General features: G+C 61.8%; 18 protein-coding genes and 2 tRNA genes. 10 read left to right on the forward strand and 10 right to left on the reverse strand.

Translation table 11 applies throughout. The annotated features are described in order from the left end of the window. Positions 1–219: 219 nt before the first annotated feature. From LQ952_RS12340 to LQ952_RS12355, 4 genes are all read left to right on the forward strand, one after another. Positions 220–561: an STAS domain-containing protein gene (locus LQ952_RS12340; RefSeq protein ID WP_238622940.1), complete on the forward strand. Its 342-nt coding sequence runs from the start codon at positions 220–222 to the stop codon at positions 559–561. Between the two features lie 130 nt (positions 562–691). Continuing rightward, the gene (locus LQ952_RS12345) at positions 692–1,726 is read left to right on the forward strand and encodes an ABC transporter substrate-binding protein (RefSeq protein WP_238622941.1); all 1,035 of its coding nucleotides are present in this window, start codon (positions 692–694) and stop codon (positions 1,724–1,726) included. Next, a complete protein-coding gene (locus LQ952_RS12350) occupies positions 1,713–3,686 on the forward strand; it encodes a SpoIIE family protein phosphatase (RefSeq protein WP_238622942.1) in 1,974 nt (657 codons plus the stop codon). The genes LQ952_RS12345 and LQ952_RS12350 overlap by 14 nt, the downstream gene beginning before the upstream one ends. 90 nt (positions 3,687–3,776) lie before the next feature. Continuing rightward, complete coding sequence (locus LQ952_RS12355; RefSeq protein WP_238622943.1) at positions 3,777–4,199, forward strand: ATP-binding protein; 423 nt, start codon at positions 3,777–3,779, stop codon at positions 4,197–4,199. Positions 4,200–4,217: 18 nt separating this feature from the next. On the opposite strand, the gene LQ952_RS12360 is transcribed toward LQ952_RS12355, so the two are convergent. From LQ952_RS12360 to LQ952_RS12370, 3 genes are all read right to left on the reverse strand, one after another. After that, complete coding sequence (locus LQ952_RS12360; protein WP_238622944.1) at positions 4,218–5,111, reverse strand: cation diffusion facilitator family transporter; 894 nt, start codon at positions 5,109–5,111, stop codon at positions 4,218–4,220. Continuing rightward, entirely contained in the window at positions 5,111–6,262 is a 1,152-nt protein-coding gene (locus LQ952_RS12365; protein ID WP_238622945.1) for a hypothetical protein, read from the reverse strand. Before LQ952_RS12365 ends, LQ952_RS12360 begins: the two co-directional genes overlap by 1 nt. Positions 6,263–6,825: 563 nt before the next feature. Continuing rightward, on the reverse strand, positions 6,826–7,029 hold the full coding sequence (locus tag LQ952_RS12370; protein WP_238622946.1) for a hypothetical protein: 204 nt from the start codon (positions 7,027–7,029) through the stop codon (positions 6,826–6,828). 196 nt (positions 7,030–7,225) lie between these two features. On the opposite strand from LQ952_RS12370, the gene LQ952_RS12375 reads away from it, so the two are divergent. The 4 genes from LQ952_RS12375 to LQ952_RS12390 all read left to right on the forward strand — a co-directional run bounded on the left by LQ952_RS12375 (position 7,226) and on the right by LQ952_RS12390 (position 14,103). After that, a complete protein-coding gene (locus tag LQ952_RS12375; RefSeq protein ID WP_238622947.1) occupies positions 7,226–8,854 on the forward strand; it encodes a GGDEF domain-containing protein in 1,629 nt (542 codons plus the stop codon). 7 nt (positions 8,855–8,861) lie between these two features. Next, positions 8,862–11,447, forward strand: coding sequence for a DUF2339 domain-containing protein (locus LQ952_RS12380; RefSeq protein WP_238622948.1), 2,586 nt, complete (start codon positions 8,862–8,864; stop codon positions 11,445–11,447). A 38-nt stretch (positions 11,448–11,485) separates the two neighbouring features. Then, a complete protein-coding gene (locus LQ952_RS12385) occupies positions 11,486–13,096 on the forward strand; it encodes an NAD(P)/FAD-dependent oxidoreductase (protein ID WP_238622949.1) in 1,611 nt (536 codons plus the stop codon). A gap of 311 nt (positions 13,097–13,407) precedes the next feature. After that, positions 13,408–14,103, forward strand: a complete 696-nt coding sequence (locus LQ952_RS12390; RefSeq protein ID WP_238622950.1) for a sulfite exporter TauE/SafE family protein — start codon at positions 13,408–13,410, stop codon at positions 14,101–14,103. Positions 14,104–14,111: 8 nt separating this feature from the next. On the opposite strand, the gene LQ952_RS12395 is transcribed toward LQ952_RS12390, so the two are convergent. The 5 genes from LQ952_RS12395 to crcB form a co-directional block, all read right to left on the reverse strand. Next, positions 14,112–15,350 (reverse strand): cyclic di-GMP phosphodiesterase, encoded by a 1,239-nt coding sequence (locus tag LQ952_RS12395; RefSeq protein ID WP_238622951.1) that lies wholly within the window; start codon positions 15,348–15,350, stop codon positions 14,112–14,114. Between the two features lie 160 nt (positions 15,351–15,510). Continuing rightward, positions 15,511–15,584, reverse strand: a tRNA-Cys gene (locus LQ952_RS12400). Between the two features lie 182 nt (positions 15,585–15,766). Then, positions 15,767–15,842, reverse strand: a tRNA-Gly gene (locus LQ952_RS12405). Positions 15,843–15,920: 78 nt separating this feature from the next. Then, positions 15,921–16,334 (reverse strand): fluoride efflux transporter FluC, encoded by a 414-nt coding sequence (locus LQ952_RS12410; RefSeq protein WP_238622952.1) that lies wholly within the window; start codon positions 16,332–16,334, stop codon positions 15,921–15,923. Beyond that, on the reverse strand, positions 16,334–16,768 hold the full coding sequence (crcB, locus tag LQ952_RS12415; protein ID WP_238622953.1) for a fluoride efflux transporter CrcB: 435 nt from the start codon (positions 16,766–16,768) through the stop codon (positions 16,334–16,336). Before crcB ends, LQ952_RS12410 begins: the two co-directional genes overlap by 1 nt. Positions 16,769–16,972: 204 nt before the next feature. Here crcB and LQ952_RS12420 point away from each other — a divergent pair, with 204 nt between their 5' ends. Both LQ952_RS12420 and LQ952_RS16010 read left to right on the forward strand, forming a co-directional pair. Further along, entirely contained in the window at positions 16,973–17,266 is a 294-nt protein-coding gene (locus tag LQ952_RS12420) for a hypothetical protein (protein WP_238622954.1), read from the forward strand. A gap of 276 nt (positions 17,267–17,542) precedes the next feature. Further along, positions 17,543–18,442, forward strand: a complete 900-nt coding sequence (locus tag LQ952_RS16010; protein WP_238622955.1) for an ATP-binding protein — start codon at positions 17,543–17,545, stop codon at positions 18,440–18,442. On the opposite strand, the gene acuI is transcribed toward LQ952_RS16010, so the two are convergent. Together acuI and LQ952_RS12435 are read right to left on the reverse strand one after the other, a co-directional pair. Next, positions 18,432–19,415 carry an acrylyl-CoA reductase (NADPH) gene (gene acuI / locus LQ952_RS12430; RefSeq protein ID WP_238622956.1) on the reverse strand — a complete coding sequence of 328 codons (984 nt, stop codon included), beginning with the start codon at positions 19,413–19,415 and terminating at the stop codon, positions 18,432–18,434. The two genes, LQ952_RS16010 and acuI, sit on opposite strands and share 11 nt — an antisense overlap. A gap of 41 nt (positions 19,416–19,456) precedes the next feature. Then, a partial coding sequence (locus LQ952_RS12435) for a hypothetical protein (RefSeq protein WP_238622957.1) occupies positions 19,457–19,683 on the reverse strand: 227 nt, incomplete at its 5' end.

Consider the following 19,683-nt stretch of genomic DNA (forward strand, 5'->3'; position numbering starts at 1 on the left):
TAAATCCTGAACCGGCGTTTCATCACCATCGAAAACCACCCATGCACCCGGGTGCCTGACAACAGGACGCCCTAATCCGTTGCAGTTCCGGGGTTGCTCCGGCAAGATCGAACAACCATCCGCGCCGGCTCCAGAAGCGAGTGGCGCGGGGCGATTCGCCCGCGGACAACCACTATTCGGACGCTCAACGCCACAACCTCCATGAAGGAAAACTGATCGATGGATATCTTCTGCGAAAAGCAATCCGATGCACTGATCTTCGTGGTGCGCGGACGCCTTGATGGGAGCACGGCCCCCGCGTTGCAGGAGCAACTGATCAGCCAATTGGACACCGCCTCCACCATCATCATCGATTGCTCCGCGCTCGATTACATGGCCAGCGCGGGACTGCGGGTGCTGCTGCTCGCCACCAAACAATGCAAAAAAGCCGGACGCCCATTCGGTATTTGCAGCCTGAAAGATGAAGTGCTTGAGGTGTTTAAACTGAGCGGTTTCATTGCCATCATCGAAACCTTCAACTCGCGTGAACAGGCGCTCGCCAAACTCGCATCGCCGGCCTGAGCATGGCCATCATGCCAGTCCGGGCCATCGAATACGATGAACGGCCACCACGCAGGCTGACAATCAGCGCGCTTCATCACGCCCGAGGGTGAATCCATTGTTTCATGCCAATCCCGCTCACGGTTTTTGGGTGCGTGCGCTCGTCCTGCTCGCGGGCATGGCGGTATTCCAACCCTGCCTTGGCGAGACGCTGCAACCCCAGGATCACGCCGCCCCACCGGCTCAGGTGCGCATCGCCTTGCAATGGATACCGCAGAGCCAGTTCGCCGGCTTTTACCTGGCCCAACAGCAAGGTTTTTACGCCGCAGCCGGCGCGGAGGTGACCTTTGTGCACGCCAATGCCCGGCGCTCCTCGCTGGAACACCTGCAGGACGGAGAGGCTGAGCTTGCCACCGTCTTTCTGACCGACGCCATGGTCGCCGCCGCGGGTGCCCATGACAGCCCCAACGCCGCGCACCCCGTGCTGATCGGCCAGTTAGTGCAACGCTCCAACCTGATGCTGCTGGCATGGAAGGATCAAGGCATCGAGCACCTGCAAGACCTGAGCGGCCATCGGATCAGCCTGTGGACAGGGCCTTTTTCAGCCGCGATTCGCACCCTGCTGGCCGAACGGCAGATTGAATACGAACCGATCCCGCAAAACGCAACGGTGAACCTCTTCCTGCACGGGGGCGTTGCCGCCTGCGCTGCCATGGAGTACAACGAATACCATCGCATCTGGCAGGCGGGCGTGGACGAGGACCGCCTCACCGGTTTCCTGCTGCGTGACCTTGGGTTCGATTTCCCGGAGGATGGACTATACGCCCGCTCGGACTGGCTACAGCACAACCACGCGCTGGCACAGCGTCTCTGGCAGGCCACCCTGGCCGGCTGGGAATACGCCCGCGCCCACCCGGAACAGGCCGTTGACCTGGTGCTGGCAGAGGCCGAGCGCGCCCGAGTCCTGACCAACCGCCCCCACGAACGCTGGATGCTCGAACATCTGCTCGCGTCCATCTTCCCCGAGACCGCCGGTGAATCGCCCACCGCGGGTCGCCTTTCACCCGCGGCCTATACTGCCACCGCGCAAGCCCTGATCGCCTCAGGGTTGATCTCCGAAGCGCTTCCCTTAACGCGCTTCTGTCCTGACTGTTGCGCGGAGGATGGGCCTGATGAACCCTGCTGAACGCATGAACCCGGCCGACTTGGGCATTGGCCCGGTTCCGGCCAAAGCGCGGCTGCGCAACCGTCTGCTCGTGTCGACGGTGGGCATCGCGGGCTTGATTCTATGCGGCCTGCTACTGTGGAACTACCTGAGCTTTCGGGAACATTTGACGGAGGAGGCGCAAGTCCGCGCGCGCTTTCTCGCCGATGGCGCGGCGGATCGCATCGACGCCACCCTGAGCGGTCTGCAGAGCCTCGTCGACGGCATGGCCCTCAGCCTCAGTGCCACCTCGCTGGATCTGACACTCGAGCAGATGCGCACCCTGCAACGGGAAGCCCTGCACCAGCAGCCCGGGCTTTACGGCACCACCTTCGCGTGGCTGCCGGAACGCAAGCCGCCCGACTGGGGGGCGCTGGCACCTTTCAGCTACCGCGACGGCGACAGGCTGGCCTATCACGACCTCGCCCATGACGGCCTGGATTATCTTGACGAGGACTGGTTCGCCCTGCCGCGCTTTCTCGGCCGCGCCGTCTGGACCGAACCCTACATCCACTACACCGGCAAACGCATGGTGACCTACTCGGTGCCCGTGTGGCTGGCGTCGCCGGACGGCCCCCTCCTCGCCGGCGTTGTCACCAGCGACATCGAGTTGGACTGGCTCGACCGGCTGCTGGCCGACCTGCCGCTGGGCGAGCAAGGTTATGCCTTGCTGATCAGTCGCAATGGCGTTTACATCAGCCATCCCACCGACACCATCGCCATGAGGGAGTCTGTATTCAGCCTGGCCGAGGCGCGCGGCGACCCCGGACTGCGTCAGGTGGGCCAGTCAATGCTGTCCGGAGATCCGGGCATGCGACCCTGGATCGGCTGGGCCACGGGAGAAAAGAGCTGGCTGGCCTGGGGTCGTCTTTCCACCACCGGATGGACCTCTGCGGTGGTGATTTCCCAAACCCAACTCGACCGCGAGATCGCCCGGCTCACCCAACTCCAGGCGCTTGCCGGCGGCGGCGGCCTGATCCTGCTGTTCCTGGCGGTAGGCTGGATCGCGCGTTCCATCACCCGCCCCATCACCGCCCTCAGCGAAGCCGCGCCCGGCATCGCCGCCGGGAATCTCGACGCACCGCTGCCCGCGCCCAAGGGACAGGATGAGATTGCCAGGCTCACTACGATTTTCCATGCCATGCGCGATCGTCTGAAGCAGTACATTGCCGATCTTGAGGAAACCACAGCCGCTCGGGAGCGCATCAACGGCGAGTTGCGTATCGCCAGCGACATCCAGATGGATCTGGTCCCCAAGACCTTCCCGGCCTTTCCTGAACGCAACGACATGGACCTGTGCGCCATCATTCAACCGGCGCGCGAGGTGGGGGGGGACTTCTACGACTTCATGCTCCTGGACGAGGAGCATGTCTTCCTGGCCATCGCCGACGTCTCGGGCAAGGGTGTCCCGGCGGCCCTCTTCATGGCGGTGGCTCGCAGCCTGCTGCGGGCTGAGGCCAAGATCGACCGCAACCCCGGGCGGATGCTGGAGCGCCTGAACGATACCCTGGCCGAGCACAATGACGCCTGCATGTTCGTCACACTGTTCTGTGCCGTGGTGTGCCTGTCCGACGGCACCGTGACCTATGCCAATGCCGGGCATAACCCGCCGCTATGGCTGCGCACCAATGGAAGCATCGAGTGGATCGACAGCCCCACGGGCATCGCTGCCGGACCCATGGCCGGGCTCCAGTACGACACCGGCCACATCCAACTCGCCGCCGGCGATGGCCTGCTGCTCTACACCGATGGCGTCAACGAGGCCACGGATCCGGACAATCAGCTTTTCGGCAACGAGCGCCTGCTTGAGCGCCTGCATGCGAGCCAGTCGCTGAGCTGTCGCGAAACGCTGGATGCCTTACTGGCGGACATCCTCGCGCATACCGGCGAAGCCGAGCAGTTCGACGACATCACCATGATGATGTTCCGGCGCCTGAGTTAATCGACATTGAGATCACGGACTCATGCCTGCCCGGAAAAACCACCGACAATCCCCCCTGCCCTCCAACGGACATCGACGGGGCAACTGCAGATGAACCCGACAAGCACCTTGACGCTGACCAACGACCTGTCTGAGCTGGCCCGGTTGGCACAGTGGCTGACAACCTTCGGCCAAGGGCAGGGTATTGAAGAAAAAACCATCCACTTTCTCAATCTGGCGCTCGATGAACTGGTCACCAACATCATCCACTACGCCTATCCCGACGGACAGACCCATTCATTCACCCTTGAACTAAGACGGGCGGATGACCGGGTCGAGGCCGAACTGATCGATGATGGCATCCCCTTCAACCCGCTGGAGGCGCCGGAACCGGACCTGGATGCAGACCTCGACTCGCGTCGGATCGGCGGACTGGGCATTCATTTCGTCCGCCAGACCATGGATGAAGTCAGCTACCGTTTCGAGCGGGGACAAAACCGCCTGCGCCTCGTCAAGCGCTGCACCGGCGCCTGAACACGAGCACAAGGCCTTTCAAGGCATAAGCACCACGCGCACTTCGCTACCCGGAATATCGCGCTCCAGCTTCTCACACAGTTGCCTGACGGTGTTCTGCGCAGCCTCCATGGTCGTTTCAGAATCGAAGCCAAGGGCGATTTCGATGAAGATGCGCCCACCCGCGCGCCGAGAACGCACGCCGTGGAAGGCATCGAAATCGTCAAAATGCTCAGCGAGGCGCCGATCAATGCGCAGTTGCAGGTCTTCCTGCAGCGTCTTATCGAGAAGATCATTGACCCCATTGGCGAGAATAGGCAGAAAGGACAGGCCAACATAGGTGATGAAGCACAGCGCCAGGATAGGGTCGAGATAGACCGCCCAGGGCAAATCGCGCAGCAGCAGCGTCACTGACAGACCGATCACGACCGCGAACGACAACAGGGCATCCGCGCGATTGGCCCGCCATTGCATTTCCATCACTGGCGAAAATTCCAGCTGCGCCATTCTTTTATTCCGCTGCCATAGCCAAGCGCTGCTCGCACCATCGATCGACTGGAACAGTACGCCGAGCAGGATAAAGGTATAGTTCGGCTCGCTGGGCTCAAAGAGCCGCCCAATCGCCCAGATCGCAAACAGACCCAGAGTGCCGAGATACAGCGCAGAGCCGATCACGCCGGCAAAGGCCTGGATCTTGTCCGTGCCGTAATCGTAGCCCTGGATGCGCCCGAGTCGGATGGAGCGCAGGATCTGCCACCCCATGAAGGTCGTGAACAGTCCACGGCCATAGGCCAGCAGATCGCTCATCAGCAGGATCGACCCCGAAAATACGGCGATCACAATCGTCGGCAGAAAACCGGCCAGATCCAGCAGAAAACTCAGTAAAATCGCGCGTTCCTGCTTGCGCAAGGGTTCGCTGTTCGGGGCCGACATCAAGGTTCACCAGGTGCGCAGACATCGGGAGGGGGTGCCGACTTAAGCCCGATACTGATCGGGTCGGTCGATACGTTCAGGGGCATTTGATACAGCCGGTGACATTTAACCCGCACGGAACCCACCTTTTCCGTCATCCGGCTCATGCTGTCGGAGTGTTCGCTCAAATATCCAATGGATGCCCCAGCATAGCCGCCGCGTTGCACCTTGAGCCAACTGTAATGATAAAGCGGCACAGCCGCGTGGGTGCGGTGATACTCGGGCAAAACGGCAAATTCGTTGGACCGGATCCACTGAATGGGCCTGCCGCGCAACTCCTCGTCATAGTTCGGTGCCGTCAGGTTAAGCCCCACCGGTCGGCCGTCGATCTCAACGATGGAGAAACAATGCAGGTCTTCCCGGCGTGCGATGGATTGGAGCAGGAAGCCATGGGTGGCGCCATCGAGTTCGGCATAGAGCGGCCGATCCGCGAAGGCCTGGGTCAAAATGTGCCGCACGACCTCCACCTCCTCATCGAAGCGGGTCACATCGAAGTCGCGGACCCTGGCGGCGGAATGGCGCGCGCCATAGCGCCCCATCTGCGCCATGGCGCGATCATAGATCGGATTTCCATCGACCCGGTTCATCACCGAGATAAAATCCCGCTCCTTACGCAAGCCGAACTGTTCGCACAACCCGGGATAATACTCGGGATTGAACGACTCTCCACTGACCTGAAGCTGATCGAAGCCCTCGATCAGCAAGCCGTAGCTGTCGTAATCCGGCGTCGGCTGGCAGGGTCCCAGCATGCGGGTGCAACCCCGCTCCAGCAGCCAGTTCGCGGCGGCTTGCAGCAACCCGCGGGCGGCTGCGAGATCCGGAATACATTCAAAGAAACCGAAAAAACCATCCGTTTCCCCTACCCCGCGCTGCCCTGCCGGGAACCTCCGAACGGCACTGATCCGCCCGATTGGGCGCACGCCCTCCCAGGCCATGAAAAGGGCATATTCAGCCTGCCGCCAGTAGGGATTGCGCGCTTGATCGAGCAACTGCCGCGTGCGCACACTGGGGCGTGCTCGCCAGGGCGAGTTTCGATCATAGATCGTCTCAGGGAAGTCGAGAAAGGCCTCGAAGGCCGGCCCCTCGGCGGGGATACTGGCAATCTGAATCACGCTGAATGCTCCAACCTCGACCATAGGGGACCGCCATAAGCTGCGCGCCTCTGACATCCGAAACGTCCATTATGCCAGAGGCCCTGCACCGCGGTATCCGCGTTGCCGACGGTCAGACAGTACAGCCCCCCCCACACCCGGGAAGCCGGGCGTTCGCGACAGCGTCGAGACAATGGGTCATCAATCCTTCCTCGCCACCTGATTCATTGCAGTTCCCGGGGCACTCCGGCAAGATCAAACACCTGCCCGCACGACCTCATCTCAGGAAAGCCAAAGAACTGGACAAATTGCGCGACATCAACCCGCTGGACGGATATCTGTGATTCCAAGATCTCCGGCTCCAAAAATTCAGCAAGGACTTCAACTTCGTTTTCCGTATGAGCTATCAGCTCATTTATTATTGGAAGATGTCTTTCCGCAGTAATATATAGTTTTTAATTTTCAGCTTTCTGAGTAGTACAGAAGGGAGACTTGGTGTTCCATCCCGAAGAGGTCGCGGTCACGTTAGATTGCCCCTGCCGAAAACGGTCATGTCACTTATAACCAAGTTTTATGGTAGCTATTCAGGCTGTCGCAGCCAACCGCAGGTCTTCGAAGGGGAAGCGCCGGATGGACTCGCGAAAGTCACGCAGCCTCACGAGCAGGTTGGTGGCGGGATGCTGCTTGATACGGCGCCAGCTGCCATCAGCAGGCACTTTGACCGGCTTGGCCGCCAATCGGACACTCAGCATCTCCAAGGCATCGAACAACTGCATAATCAGCGTCATCCTTCTGCGCATGGGTCATGCCGTCGAGTTCCGCTTGCGTAGGGCGCTGGAGCTTCATACAGGACAAGATAGCCTATCGAGGGAAAAATGGGCAGACTGCAGGCAGGGGAGCCTGAACAGTTACTTTTTATGATCCATTAATCACTCTATCCAGTAAATTGAGTGTACATGCGTATCCCACTCTCAGGAGGGTGATGTGGATAAAGGCGACGAACGGCCCACACCTGAATTCAAGCCGTGTACGGAAACACCCGCATATCGTCAGTGGCTGCGCGATTCCGGTCGCGCCCCTGAAAGGCTCTGCGTCGAGGCGCAACGCCTGGGCCTGTACTGCCGGTATGCCGGTGTGGGCCTGTGGGACATGTCCGTGGTGGAGGCGGATCCTCTCAACCCCGATAACGTCTTTTTCTGGTCGGAGAGCTTTCGCAGGCTTTTAGGTTTTGAGACTGAAGAAGAATTTCCCAATCGCTTGGAAAGCTGGTCTTCCCGCCTGCATCCCGCCGACAAGGCCCGCACCCTGCAGGCCTTCCACAAACACCTGCTGGACCGGAGCAACCTGACACCTTACGACCTGAAATACCGTCTGAAATGCCGGGACGGGCACTATCGCTGGTTCCGGGCCACCGGCGATACCCAACGAGATGTCGGCGGGCACCCCATTCGCGTCGTCGGCTCGCTGATCGACATTCACGAATCCACCCTGAACCAGCATGCCGCCCAGCAGGCGGAGATTCTCAAAGAGCTCAATCGCTTCCACGATGCCGCGGCCCGTCTGGCCACCGCCAATGCCCGGCTTCGCATTGACCGCATGGAAGAGGGCCTGAATGAGTGTCTGGGCATCCTGGGAAACTTCCTGGATGCAGACCGGGCCTACCTGTTCAGCAATAACCTGGTTGAGCGGTACTGGAGCAACACCCATGAATGGTGTGCACCCGGTGTAAATGGTTATATTGATGAACTCCAGCACGTGCCCTTCGACTGTGCCCCCGGCATGGTTGATGGTTTTCAGCAGGGAGAGCCCTTCATCGTCACCAGCCTGGATAATCTGCCTCCCGACAAGGGCACTTTCCGGAAGTTTCTGGAAATGCAGGGCATTCGCTCCGTGATCCTCCATCCCCTGCTCACGGACGGCGAATTGCTCGGCTTCGTGGGCTTTGACGATATCGAGGAAGAACGGGACTTTTCCTCCACGGAGAGGGCCATGCTCAGTCTGGCCGCGGAAAACTTTGCCGCTACCCTGGCCAGGCAACAACACTATCAGCATGTACAACAGGCCAAGGCTGAACTTGAAATCGTCAATCAGCGTTTGCGCGAGGCCCTGGAAGAGGTTCAGCGCCTGGCTCGTACAGACCCGCTGACGGGGCTGTCCAATCGCCGCTGGATGCAGGAATGTCTGGCCAACGAGGCGGCCCGCCGCTTACGCACGCCCAGTCCGCTTTCGATCATCATCATGGACGTGGATCACTTCAAAAAGATCAATGACCAGTTCGGACACAACGTGGGTGACAAGGTCCTGAGAAGACTGGCGGACACACTCAAGGATACAGTGCGCTGTAATGATGTTGTTGCACGTTGGGGCGGCGAGGAATTCATGGTGATGGCGGCGGATACGGATCGACAGGAAGCCCTGAAGCTGGCGGAACGCCTGCGGGGAGAAGTGGCCAGGTTGCGAGTGCCGCCCCTGAGACGGATTACCATCAGCCTGGGACTGGCAGAGGCCGGCCCGGGGGAAGACCTCAACCAGCTCATCGTGCGTGCAGATCGCGCCCTGTACAAGGCAAAAGCCGAGGGCAGAAACCAGACCGTATTTGCCGAACTTTCCTGAGCCCTACATGACCGCCCTGGACCTGATCTCGCTCCTGTCCTTTCTGCTCTTTCTGGGCGCGATCATCGGCGCCGTCCTGGGCTGGGTGGGTTTCTTTCACGTACGCGCCCTGCGGCAAAGGGTCTTCCGGCTGGAGCAGGCACTGGCCGGTCGGCAATCCACGGCACCGATCCCGCCCCCTGAAACCGATCAGGCGGCGGAAACACCCCCGCCGGATCCGCAACCGGTCACGGCTACGCCCCCATCCGCCCCACCCCCGGATCCCTCGTGGTCCACCGATGGGGCGCCGGGACGCCCGGCCTGGCTGGAGCATCTGTCCCGGCACTGGATGATCTGGCTGGGCGGCCTGTGCGTGGCCCTGGCCGGCGTCTTCATGGTCAAATACAGCATCGATGCCGGGCTGCTGGGTCCTTGGGGACGGGTGATGATGGGGCTGGGCACCGGGATCGGCCTGCACGTCCTGGCCGAATGGCTGCGCCGCAGGAACGGACCGGACCCGTCCATCGCCGCCCTGGCCGGCGGCGCCAGCATCACCCTCTACGCCGCTTTGCTGGCCGCCCTCCACCTGTACGACCTCATGGACCCCAGGCTGGTCTTCGCCCTGCTGGCCCTGGTTTCCCTGTTCACCATGATGCAGTCCCTGCTCCACGGCCCTGCCCTGGCGGCCGTGGGTCTGGTGGGTGCCTATGGGGTTCCCCTGCTGGTGTCCGAAGAGAGCGGCAACATCCTGAGTGCCCTGCTCTACGCCCTGATCATCAGCGCCGCCGCCCTGCTGCTGTTGCGGCGGATATTTCGTACCTGGCTCTGGTGGGGCGTGGTGGTCGGCGCCCTGGGCTGGTGGCTGCTGTCCCTGACTATCCCCCAGGCCGATGGATTCCGGGGCCTGTATCTGGCCTTGCTGGCCTGGGGCGTGCTGGCCATCCCCACCTTCGACTGGCGCCTGGATCGCGGCGAGCCCGCCGATACCCGGCCCGGACATCGACCCATAAGCCTGTTTGGCCGGGTGTTTCGGCTGGACCAGATCACCCTCGTGCTCATCATCCTGGCCTGGGGTCTATCCATCCGGCAACAGGGCTTTGACGACCAGGCCCTGTGGCAATGGGGGCCGATGGTGCTGCTGTCGGCCCTGGCTGCCCGGCATCGGGACAGCCTGCGCTGGCTGCCCTGGATGACCCTGGGCGTGCAGTGGTCGGCCTGGATGGCCGGAGCCATGGTCTTCGACTGGATAGGCGGGCAGTATCGATTGATCGGCATTGACGCCGATCTGCAGCCGGCCTTTTTGCAATTTGCCGCGCTCATGGCCCTGCTCTATGCGGTCATGGCGGCCCTGCACCTGCGGGGACGGGGATTTTCCCACCCCTGGGCCGCCCTGGCCTTTGTCTCCCCGCTGGCCTGGGTGGCCCTGGCCTATCTGCTGACCGAAGACCTGTCCCGCTCACCGGGTTGGGCCGCGGGCCTGTTCCTGATGGGCATGATCTACGGCGCCATCGCCGCCTGGCGACTGGAACGGCGCCCGGGTGAGGCCGGTGCCGGGGTCTGGTTTGTCATCGGCGGGCATCTGGCCTACTCCTTGGCCGCCGCCGTCATGTTCCGCGAGGCCGGTTTGACCCTGGCCCTGTCGGCCCAGCTTCTGTCTCTGGCCTGGGTGATGAAGCGCTATCAACTGCCTTGGCTGGATACCCTGATCAAGGGCATCCTGGTGCTGGTGGTGATCCGCCTCACCTTCAATCCCTGGATCCTGGGCTATCCGCCCGAGCTGCACTGGTCCCTGTGGACCGGTGGCGGCGCCACCCTGTTCTGCGCACTGGCCGCCTGGCAGACCCGCTCCCGGCCCGATCTGCAACGCTGGCTGGAGGCGGGCACCCTGCACTTGCTGGTCCTCACCCTGGGGGCCGAGGTCCGTTACCAACTCTATGACGGCGACATTTTCATTGCCCGCTACAGCCTGACGGAAGCCGCCATCAACGCCGCTCTCTGGTCGGGCCTGGCTCTGACCTACCGGCAGCGAGCTCGCCATAGTATGTCGCTTGCCAACCTTTACCGGCTCTGTTCCAGGCTCCTGCTGCTCATGGCCCTGGGCAGCTATGCCCTGGCGGTCACGGCCCTCAATCCCCTGTGGGGGCTGGAAACCGTCGCCACCCGCCCCATCGCCAATTTGCTGCTCCTGGCCTACGGCCTGCCGGTGGTGATGGCCCTGCTGGTGGCCCGCTACCACGAAGCGCATTTTCGTCCCGCCGCCCTGGCCATCGCGGGTCTGGGCCTGTGGTTGTTCATCACTTTGGAGATCCGCCACCTCTGGCAGCGGGGGGCGCTGTCCATCACCCTGCCCACCGGCAACGGCGAGCTCTACACCTACTCCGCCGCCTGGCTGATCCTGGCGGCAGGCGCCATCGTTGCCGGCGGCTACTGGCGCGGCACCCGGCTGTACCGGGCCGGCATGGCCCTGCTGATCATCGTCATTGCCAAGCTGTTCCTGGTGGATCTATCGGGCCTGGACGGCCTGTGGCGGGTGGCCTCCTTCATGGGACTGGGTCTGTCACTGCTGGGGCTGGCCTGGCTGCACCGGCGCATGGGTGAAATTCGGCAGGTATAATTCCGCCCTTGCCCCTCTTCCGATTACGGACCTGCCCCATGCTGCGCATCACCGAATTGAAGCTGCCCCTGGATCATCCCGAAGCGGCCCTGCGCGAGGCCATCGTGACGCGCCTGGGGATCGACGCGGCGGACCTTGTCGGCTTTCGTCTGTTCCGGCGCAGCTACGATGCCCGCAAGAAGCACAGCGAGATCCAGTTCATCTATACCGTGGACGTAGAGGTCCGCAACGAAGCGGCCCTGCTCAAGCGACTGGCCCAGGACCGGCATGTAGGCCCGGCACCGGACATGCGTTACAGGCCGGAGGTGCATGCACCGGAAGGTCTGCGGGAGCGCCCGGTGGTCGTAGGCTTCGGCCCGGCCGGCATCTTCGCCGCCCTGATCCTGGCCCAGGGCGGCTTTCGACCCATCGTGCTGGAGCGGGGCCCCGAAGTCCGCCGGCGCACCCAGGACACCTGGGGCCTGTGGCGCAACGAGGTCCTGAACCCGGAATCCAATGTCCAGTTCGGAGAAGGCGGGGCCGGGACCTTTTCCGACGGCAAGCTCTACAGCCAGATCAAGGACCCCAGGCATTACGGGCGCAAGGTGTTTGAGGAGTTCGTCAAGGCCGGGGCACCGGAAGAGATCCTCTACAGCAGCAAACCCCATATCGGCACCTTCCGCCTCGCCGGCGTCGTGGCGCAGATCCGTGAAGAGATCAAGGGACTGGGTGGCGAAGTACGTTTTCAGCACAAGGTCACGGACCTGCTGATGGAGGACGGCCGCGTGCGGGGGGTAGTGCTGGCGGACGGGGAAGAGATCCTGAGCCGTCATGTGGTCCTGGCCCTGGGCCACAGCGCCCGGGACACCTTCCGCATGCTCCATGCCCGCGGGGTATTCATGGAACCCAAGCCGTTCTCGGTGGGCTTTCGCATCGAACACCCCCAATCCCTGATCGACAAGGCCCGCCTGGGCAAGTATGCGGGGCACCCCAAGCTGGGCGCGGCCGACTACAAGCTGGTCCACCATGCCGACAACGGGCGCTCGGTCTACAGTTTCTGCATGTGCCCGGGCGGGACCGTGGTGGCCGCCACGTCCGAACCGGAGCGGGTGGTCACCAACGGCATGAGTCAGTATTCCCGCAACGAACGAAACGCCAATGCGGGGATTGTGGTGGGTATCTCACCGACGCAGGATTATCCCGGCGGTCCGCTGGCGGGCATCGAATTGCAGGAGCGGCTGGAATCCCGGGCCTATCGGCTGGGGGGTGGCAATTATCACGCCCCGGCCCAGCGAGTGGGGGATTTCCTTGCCGGCCAGACCTCCAGTGCCCTGGGCAGTGTGGAACCCTCCTACAAACCGGGCGTCACGGCCACGGATCTGGCCCAGGCCCTGCCGGACTTCGCCATTCAGGCCATGCGCGAGGCCCTGCCGATGTTTGATCGGCAAATCAAGGGGTTCGCCATGGGCGATGCCGTACTCACCGGGGTGGAGACCCGTACCTCCGCGCCATTGCGCATCACGCGCGGCCAGGATCTGCAAAGCCTGAACCTCAAGGGTCTGTACCCGGCGGGCGAAGGGGCCGGCTATGCCGGCGGCATCCTCTCCTCCGGGGTGGACGGTATCCGCGTGGCCGAGGCGGTGGCCAGAGATCTGATCAAGCCACTTTAGGGAAACGCTGAACAGGTCTCCTTCCGTCCCTTCCGTCACTCCCGTCCCTTCCGTCACTCCCGCGAAAGCGGGAGCCCAGAATGCTCAGCCCGTGACTGGATTCCCGCCTGCGCGGGAATGACGGATACTCGGAGCATCGCTATCTGCCTGACGGCCTCGGATTCCCGCCTGCGCGGGAATGACTTCTTCAGAAAATCCTCGGCATATGCGGCGTTTTCATCCTGTCACGGGGGCGGGATACACTCTGCTTCTCTCACCCGCAAGTTATCCCAGGTCAGATGGATTTCCCCCTCAACATCTCTCAGTGGTTAATGGCCAGTCTCGTGATCGTCATCGGCGCCGTCATCCAGGGCGGCATCGGCTACGGCGTGGCATTGCTGGGGGCGCCCTTGCTCTACCTGATCCATCCCCAGTTGATTCCCGCGCCCATGATCATCATCGGCATGACCCTGCCGCTGCTGATCCTGTCCCGGGAATGGCGCGCCGTGCGGCCCAGGGACGTGGCCTGGGCCCTACCCGGCAGTCTGGCCGGCACGGTGCTGGCCGCCGCCCTGCTGGGCAGCATCGCGGAAGATGTCATGGGGATATTACTGGGCAGTCTGGTGCTGCTGGCCGTAGCCCTGAGCCTGGTACACCGGGTACCCGAGCCGCAACCGGCCCATCTGGTGGGCGCAGCGGGGCTGTCCGGTTTCATGGCCACCATCACGTCCATCGGCGGCCCACCCTTAGCCCTGGCCTTTCAGAATGTCACCGGTCCCCGGCTACGGGGCACCCTGTCGGCCATTTTCGTGCCCGCCGGCCTGCTGTCCCTGACCGCACTCGGTCTGCTGGGTCGATTCGGGGGTACCGAGATCCTGCTGGGGCTGTCACTGCTGCCGGCCATCCTGGTGGGATTCCGAATCTCCGTCGGGGTGGCCGGCTATCTGGACCGTCACTGGCTGCGGCCTGCCGTGCTATGGTTTTCCGGTATCGCCGGCGTAGCCGCCATCGTGCGCGCGGTGATCTGACCCCCGGATCAGTCATCAAGTACATCACCAAAACACAGGGCATGGACATCGGTCAGATCCCAGTCCCGAGGGTCCTCACGTTGGATGATGGATTCATCGCACCCGGGGCGGGATAAATCCATTACCACCGGAGATATTTTCCGTGCCCGGTTCACCGAATAAAACGTCCTGACGACGGGTTTGAGCAGTGAACCTTCCGACTGCTCCATGACAACCGCCAGTTTCCCGGAACTCAACCGCACCAGCGAGCCCGCGGGATAGATTCCCAGTACCTTGACGAAGGCATGAAAGACCACAGAATCAAAGTGATTGCCCGTCCAACTCATCATCTTTTGTAGTGCGATCGAGGGATCCCACCCCGACCTGTAGGGACGGTTTGATGTAATGGCATCGTAGACATCGCAGACCGCCCCCATCTTTGCCGGTATGCTGATCTGATCACCGACCAGCCCATACGGATAACCGGAACCGTCCATCTTCTCGTGATGATGGAGGCAGACATCAAGCGTGGCAGAGTCGCCGGGCACACCCTGAGCCAGGAGCGTTTGACCGCCTCGCTGCGGATGGGACTTCATGAGCTCGAATTCAGAGTCCGACAACTTTCCCGGCTTGTTGAGAATCTCCTGTGGAATGTCAGACTTCCCGAGGTCGTGCATCAATCCCGCAATACCCGCTTCCTTGACCTGGGCATCGTCGAATTTCAACTCTCGGGCCAACGCCATCATCAAGGCCGAGACAGCCACCGAGTGCATGTAGGTGTACTCATCCAATTTCTTCAGCCGGCTCAGACTGATCAAGGCGCTGGGATTACGGACAATGGAATTCGATATCTGCTCGACGATATTCCAGGCCACGTTCATGTCCACGGCATTACCCATGCGCGCCTCGGAAAACATTTCCGCCACAGCGTTCTTGGATAAATGAAGGATTGTTTTGGCCTTGAGCAGCTCTTCTTCCATGGTAGTCGGCGGCAGGTGGTGACGCATATCCGCCGCTTTCTCAAGCTGAGCGTCCACTCCGGACTTCCTATGATCCAGGGATGCTGACTCCCGGGTGCAGCCCACATCCTTCCCCTTGGCGCTATCAATCCAGACTTCCTTGATATGGCTGGCCCGAATGATTTTTAGATCATGGGGATCGGACAGCAAGAAGCGCGTACGCCAGAAGGGATGATCCATCCATGAACCACAAAATTCCGCGATGTACACACCCAATCTCAGGTCTTCGACACGGATCTTCTTGAGCAATGTCCTTTCACCCCAGTATTGACCGGAAGCCAGGCCGATCCTCCGTTGTGATCTTACTATCCGGCCTTTTCAAACTCCACCAACAGCACCGCAAACGAAAAAAGGCCCGCAATCAAGCGGGCCTTTTTTCAGAAGGACGACAAAGACGTCTTCAATAATTTGGAGGCTGGGGTCGGAATCGAACCGGCGTCCACGGCTTTGCAGGCCGCTGCATAACCACTCTGCCACCCAGCCATGGGTATCGACAAGTGAAGCGCGGATTCTATCCGGATGCCCTCTACTTGGCAACCCCCCGCTTGCTGCACTGCGCCGACCGCATCATCTTCCCGACGGCCGAAACAGCCCTTCCCTGGACTGGAAACGCAAAAAAGCCGCCTTTAAAGGCGGCTTTTTTGCTTGATTTACAATGACATGTCTGGAGCGGGAAACGAGACTCGAACTCGCGACCCCAACCTTGGCAAGGTTGTGCTCTACCAACTGAGCTATTCCCGCATCACTTGATGGCGCGTATTCTACATCCCTGTTTCAGTGTGTCAACACTTTTTTTACGTGACGGAGTTCCTGGCGTCATCACGCGCCCCTTTCAAGCCTGTTGATCCCCATGCCCTGAAGATAACCTACCCACACCGCCAGCATCCACAGCGTCACGGACCCGGCCACATAGCCCGCCACCATCCCCACGCGCCCCTGTTGCAACCAGATCAGCGCCTCCAGGCTGAAGATGGAAAAAGTGGTAAACCCACCACAAAATCCGGTGAGGACAAACTGACGAGTGGCAGGACTGACCGCAAACGAGCCGCCCGGCTCGGTCAAGGCGGCGTAGAAGCCGATCAGCCAGGACCCCAGCAGATTCACCACCAACGTGCCCCAGGCAAAGGTCGGCCCCATCAGGGCGAGGGCGGCCACCGACAGCAGATGTCGTGACAAGGCACCCAGACCACTGCCAAGAGCCACGGCCAGATAGATCGGGCGCTGACTGATCATCAGAGGCTCACCCGACCAATCACACCCCGTACCGCAGTGTAGGCCAGCGCGGCAGCGCTCAGGCAGAGCGTCACGGACAGAAGAATATTCAGGAGGGCCTGCATCGGTCGCCCGTCGCGCAACAGGATCAGGGTCTGCAGACTGAAGGAAGACACGGTGGTGTAACTACCCAGGATGCCCACCACCAACCAAGCCCACATGGGGATCCACGCTTCACTCAGACCACCGGGCGGCATCCACGCGGCGGCTGCCATACCGATCAGGAGGGCACCGCTGACATTGACCACGAGGGTGCCCCAGGGAAAGGACACCCCTGCGCTTGCGCTGACCCACCCGGTCATCCAGTAACGGGCCAGCCCGCCCAAGGCGCCGCCCAGCAGGATGAGGGTCAGAGACAGCGGGGCCAGATTCACGGAAGGGATCGCATCAGCCATGCCGGTCATTATGCCGGTTACGTTTTACAGAAATAACCACCTCCTTCTCCCAAAGCTTGAGACAGGACACCGAATCCATGGTCGAGGGAACATAAGCTGTATCGTGGAATCCATAGAAATGGGTCTTCTGTCCTTAATCACGGAGTTCCCAGGTGTTTTCTGGCCAATGGATTCTTTACCCAATCAATCGTGTAGGAGGTTTGCATGAAGCAACATCACACATTAATTGCCGCGCTGTCCGTCTTCCCTCTGGCCTTCCTGATAGGCTGTTCCGACCGAGGCCCCGCTGAAGAAGCCGGTCAGACGGTGGACGAGGTGATGGAAGAAGCCCAGGAACGTTACGAAGATGCTGTGGACGCCACGACAGAGGCGGTGGACGATGCCGCCGAAGCCGCCGGCGATGCCGTGAATGAGCCTGGCCCGGCGGAAAGAACCGGTCGTGAAATCGACGGCGCCATGGAGGAAGCCGAAGAAGCCGTGGAAGACATGAGGGAATAACTTAGTGTCCCGCGGGCATCGGGAATTCATTCCCGATGCCCGCCCCCCTTGATCTCTTTAAAGATATTCGGGATAAGTCATTCTCGCGCAGGCGGGGATCCGGTCGCCGGCTGGAGGTTTTGGATTCCCGCTTTCGCGGGATTGGCGGACGCTGCTCACGGTATCGCGGCCGATACCGAAGACAAATGCGCCAGGATCACCGATAGCCGGAAATTCACTGCCTTCCGGAGCCGCTAGACTGTGCTGTCATCCATGCCGCGGGGAGGCGTATACGTTGTGGTAGAAATCATCAAGGCTTTGAACCTCACACCGGAGCAGGAAGCCTTGGTGGATCTGCACAGTTTCCTGAACGTGCTCAACGTGCTTTCGGCAGAGATGGATCTGCTGGCCTTTTACCTGGATCGGCCTGAGCCGCTGAAACAAGGCATCAGCATCGTGCATGGATTTGCCCAGGCCCTCCAAGACCCTTTTCAGGCCAGACTTTGGGTCCAGGACGTTGATGCCATTCACCGGGAAATCCAGCAAGCGGTCGCAACCGCCGTGGCCGGCCCCCCACCGACCCCGGATGCCCAGGCATGTCTGGACAACATTGAAGCCGTCATGGTGATTTTCAAGACCCGGGTCAGGGAACTGACGGCCCGCGCCGGCGTGCCGATGATCTGGCAATGGCATGACCTGGAGCTGCTCAGGGAGGATCTGGCGATACTGTTTCAGGTGATGCAACAGAAAAGCAACGGGGGCTTCGGCATCAAGCACAACATCGCCGGACAGAAAGAACGAGACTATCTGGTGAAGTTCGATATCACCAGTCAGGATGGAGACCAGATCTTCATACCGGCCGTGTTCAACGACGTGATTCGTGACCTGATGGCCAATGCACGCAAGTACACCCCACCTGGCGGGCGCATCCTGTCAGGTCTGGATGATGACGGCCAAAGAATCCGCTTCGTGGTGGAAGATACCGGCGTCGGCATTCCCCCCGGACAGATCGAGGATGTCGTCAGGCTCGGGTTTCGTGCGGATAACGTGCAGAACCGCAGAACCTACGGCGGGGGGTTCGGTCTGACCAAGGCCTACTGGGTGACCCAGCGCCTGCAGGGGCGCATGTGGATCGAATCCCGCCTCAATGAAGGCACCCGGATCGAGATCCAGTTTCCTCGGCTTCCTAGCGGTTGACGTCCACCACCGCGCGCCCCCGCACCTGTCCGGCCAGGATCTTTTCAGCCAGCGGGATCACCTCCGCCAGCGCCACCTCCGTGGTGGCTGCGGCCAGCCGGTCCGGTTCCAGTTCCCGGGCCAGGCAATCCCAGGCCTCCAGGCGTCGTTCCATGGGCGTGTAAACGCTGTCCACCCCCAATAGATTGACACCCCGCAGGATGAAAGGGGCCACGGTGGCCGGCAGGTCCATGCCCTGGGCCAGACCGCAGGCGGCCACACTGCCGCCATAGCGGGTGGAGGCCAGCACATTGGCCAAGGTATGGCTGCCCACGGTGTCCACCGCCCCGGCCCAGCGGGGCTTACCCAAGGGCTTGCCGGGCGAGGACAGTGCCGCCCGATCCATCACTTCCGCCGCACCCAAGCCTTTGAGGTATGCCGCCTCCTGCAGACGCCCGGTGGATGCCACCACCCGGTAGCCACGCCCTGCCAGCAGCATCACCGCGATGCCCCCTACGCCACCCCCGGCTCCGGTCACCAGGATCTCGCCCTGATCCGGATCGACACCCTGGCGCGCCAGGGCCAGCACACAGAGCATGGCCGTGTAGCCGGCGGTGCCGATGGCCATGGCCTGGCGCAGATCGAAGGCCTCCGGCAGCGGGACCAACCAGTCACCCTTGAGGCGAGCCTTCTCGGCCAGGCCGCCGGGGTGGGCTTCCCCCACCCCCCAGCCATTGAGGATGACGCAATCGCCCGGTCGCCAGCGGGGGTGGTCGCTGTGCTCCACCGTGCCGGACAGATCCACCCCCGGGACCATAGGGTAGTGGCGCACCACGGGGGCCTTGCCGGTAATCGCCAGACCGTCTTTGTAGTTGAGGGTGGACCAGGCCACCTTGACGGTGACATCGCCTTCCGGAAGTGCCTGCTCATCCCGGTGTTCCAATGTCGCCTCGACTGCGTTTTCGGTCTTGTTCAGTACGATGGCTCGATACATCCGCCGTCCCTCCTGTTGATGGTCTTGATGGTTTGCCCGCTCTACGGCAGGGCTTGCATGATTTCCATCTCCAGTTGGCCCAGGATATCCGCCAGCCCCCGGGACAGCCCCGTCGCCACCTGAGCCGGCGTGGCCTCGGACAGCGGCTGACGGGACTGCAGGGTGGATGCCAGCGGGATACGGCGTTCGCCCGCCTGCGCCCGGGACGACAGATAGGCCTGAATCTCCAGGACCGCCGTCGGAGACTGGGCATCTCGCAGATCACCGT

The sequence above is a fragment of the Ectothiorhodospira lacustris genome, from assembly GCF_022227785.1.
Taxonomy (GTDB): domain Bacteria; phylum Pseudomonadota; class Gammaproteobacteria; order Ectothiorhodospirales; family Ectothiorhodospiraceae; genus Ectothiorhodospira; species Ectothiorhodospira lacustris.